We start from the raw sequence: 2,638 nt of genomic DNA, 5'->3' as shown, positions 1-2,638 counted from the left end.
GAGCTGCGACGCGGTCGATTGCAGCAAACAGTTTTGGTGATTTCAGGTGGCGGAGCAGCGCCGGACGCAGGGACAAGAGATGATCTCCTCGAGGCAGTGGGCTAGTCGCTCGGCGGCGGGATATCTACCCTGGCGCTGTGCTTTCGCAGGGACTGCATATAATGACATAGGTCCAGGATGGAATTACCCGCCTGGAGGAATACCGATAGACCAGGGTCAGGTTGTCGCCGATCGGGCGAGCGCGTCGAAGACAAATTGCTTCCCAGCGCACACGCTCTCTTCCAACGAGATCCCGAGCGCAAGAGATGCGGCGATGGCGCTGGACAGCATGCAACCTGTGCCGCGCATCCCTTGCCCGAGGCGAGGTGCTTCAAACTCAATGGCTGGACTGTCTGGCTGCAACAGGAAATCGACCGACTTGCTTCCACGCCCGTGTCCACCCTTGACAAGCACAGCCGTACCGAGGGTCTTCGACAGTTCCTCGCCCTGAAGACGGGCCCTTTCTTCATCCCGGGCCAGCGCCGATCCGATCAGCGCTGCCAATTCGACCAGATTGGGCGTCACGAGCCGACAGACCGGCATCAGATCACGACACAATGCGTCGATGGCATCGTCCTCCAGCAGCCGCCGTCCCGAAGTTGAGGCCAGTACCGGGTCGAGCACCGCCGGTATTTGCGGATTGCTCGCCAGGACGGAACCGACCGCCTCGATTGCTGCCGCCGTGCCCAGCATGCCGATCTTGACCGCAGCGACGGTGTTCGCGGCAAATGCAGCGCGCATCTGGGCGGCGATAAGCTCGGGCGGCATCTGCTCGATCCGCTCGACGGCAGAGTGCGTCTGCACAGTAACGGCCGTGACAGCGAGGCAACTGCGCAGTCCAAAGGCGGATACGATCTCGATGTCGCGGGCTATTCCAGCGCCGCCGCTGGAATCGGACCCGGCGACGATGAGCACATGCGGTGTCATCGCCATTGCGCCGTCGCCGCCAGCCATTCCACTGCGCGCGCCTCGGGTTGCGCATTGCGGGTGATATCGGTCACTACTGCGGCGCATTGCGCGCCCTGCGCGAAGACACCGGCAATGCGCTCGACCGTAAGCCCGCCAATGGCCACCAGTGGAAGCGCGCCGACGCGCTGTTTCCAGATGGCGATGCGGTCCAGCCCCTGCGGCGCCCATTTCATCGCCTTGAGGATGGTCGGGTAGATCGGGCCGAGCGCGACATAGTCCGGTTCGGCTTGCAGCGCGGTTTCCAGCTCGGCGTCGTCGTGGGTGCTGAGGCCGAGCTTCAGGCCCGCCCTGCGGATCGCTTTCACATCGGCTTCTGCAAGATCTTCCTGGCCGAGATGGACGAAATCGCAATCCTCCTCGATCGCGAGACGCCAGTAGTCGTTGACGATGAGTTGGCAGCCGTGGCGGTCACATATCGCCTTGGAGGTACGAACCTCTCGCCGCAGTGACGCTTCGTCCTGGTCCTTGATGCGCAACTGCACCAGCTTCACGCCAAGCGGCACCAGACGTTCGATCGAGGCGGCGGAATCGACGATCAGGTAGAACGGATCGAGCTTCATCAAAATGCTGCCATGCCGATGACGGGGGTTGAGGGGACAGCCATGTCGCGCGGCTCGAGCAGGCCGGCGCAATAGGCTTCACGGCCCGCCTCTACCGCCTTGCCGAAGGCCACGGCCATAGTCACGGGATCGCCTGCCTTGGCTATCGCGGTGTTCAGAAGCACCGCGTCATAGCCAAGCTCCATCACGGCTGCGGCATGCGACGGCCGACCAATGCCGGCATCGACGATCAACGGCACGCCGGGAAAATGGCCGCGCAGGCTTCGCAGCGCATCCGGGTTCTGCGGCCCGCGCGCGGAGCCTATCGGCGCGCACCAGGGCATCAACAGCCTGCAGCCGGCATCAAGCAGGCGCTCGGCAACGACAAGATCGTCTGTCGTGTAGGGAAAGACTTCGAAGCCTTCCGAGGCAAGGATTTTTGCGGCCTCGACCAGCCCGAAGACATCAGGCTGCAGCGTATCGTGATTGCCGATCACTTCGAGCTTGATCCAGTTCGTGGCGAACACCTCGCGCGCCATCCGCGCAGTCGTGACCGCTTCCTTGGCCGAGTGGCACCCGGCGGTGTTGGGCAGGACGCGAACTCCCAGCGACTGAACCAGCGACCAGAACTGGCCGCCGGACTTGCCGCCGGAGGTCTCGCGGCGAAGCGACGCGGTGACGATCTCCGAGCCGGACGCCTTCACGGCATCGGCCATAACAGCGGGTGAAGGGTAGAGCGCGGTGCCCAGCAGCAGACGGGACGACAGTTTCTCTCCGTAGAACTCGAGCATGGGTCAGCCCCCCTTCATCGGCGAGAGGATTTCGATCCGGTCGCCATCAGTCAGCCGGCAGTTGTCGCGCGCTTTGCTGTGCACGACTTCGCCGTTTAGTGCGGTGGCGAGCCAACTGCCCTGGAAGTCGAGTTCTATGAGCAGTGCGGCGAGCGTCTCGGCCGCGACGTCATGGTGCTGGCTGTTAACGATGAGCTTCAAGGGTCAACTCCTTTGCGGCGGGATTTCCCAGGATGATGTCGGCCGCCTGCCGCGCCATGGCCGGCGCGAGCAGGAAGCCGTGGCGGTAGAGGCCGTTGA

The 2,638-nt window shown here is 63.6% G+C and carries 4 protein-coding genes and 1 pseudogene; all 5 read right to left on the bottom strand.

The annotated features are described in order from the left end of the window. Nucleotides 1-216: 216 nt before the first annotated feature. On the bottom strand, nucleotides 217-972 hold the full coding sequence (locus EOA29_RS32395; RefSeq protein ID WP_127222141.1) for a hydroxymethylpyrimidine/phosphomethylpyrimidine kinase: 756 nt from the start codon (nucleotides 970-972) through the stop codon (nucleotides 217-219). Then, on the bottom strand, nucleotides 963-1,568 hold the full coding sequence (locus tag EOA29_RS32390; RefSeq protein ID WP_127222140.1) for a thiamine phosphate synthase: 606 nt from the start codon (nucleotides 1,566-1,568) through the stop codon (nucleotides 963-965). The genes EOA29_RS32395 and EOA29_RS32390 overlap by 10 nt, the downstream gene beginning before the upstream one ends. Further along, a complete protein-coding gene (locus EOA29_RS32385; protein ID WP_127222139.1) occupies nucleotides 1,568-2,338 on the bottom strand; it encodes a thiazole synthase in 771 nt (256 codons plus the stop codon). Before EOA29_RS32385 ends, EOA29_RS32390 begins: the two co-directional genes overlap by 1 nt. Before the next feature lie 3 nt (nucleotides 2,339-2,341). Beyond that, a complete protein-coding gene (gene thiS / locus EOA29_RS32380) occupies nucleotides 2,342-2,539 on the bottom strand; it encodes a sulfur carrier protein ThiS (protein ID WP_127222138.1) in 198 nt (65 codons plus the stop codon). Beyond that, nucleotides 2,523-2,638, bottom strand: a pseudogene (locus tag EOA29_RS44105) (glycine oxidase); the annotation flags it as partial. The gene thiS and the pseudogene EOA29_RS44105, both read right to left, overlap by 17 nt.

Origin of the sequence: Mesorhizobium sp. M1E.F.Ca.ET.063.01.1.1 (genome assembly GCF_003998155.1) — a bacterium.
Classification (GTDB): domain Bacteria; phylum Pseudomonadota; class Alphaproteobacteria; order Rhizobiales; family Rhizobiaceae; genus Mesorhizobium.
The sequence above is the reverse complement of the archived record's forward strand: the minus strand, read 5'-3'. Positions and strand labels throughout refer to the sequence as shown.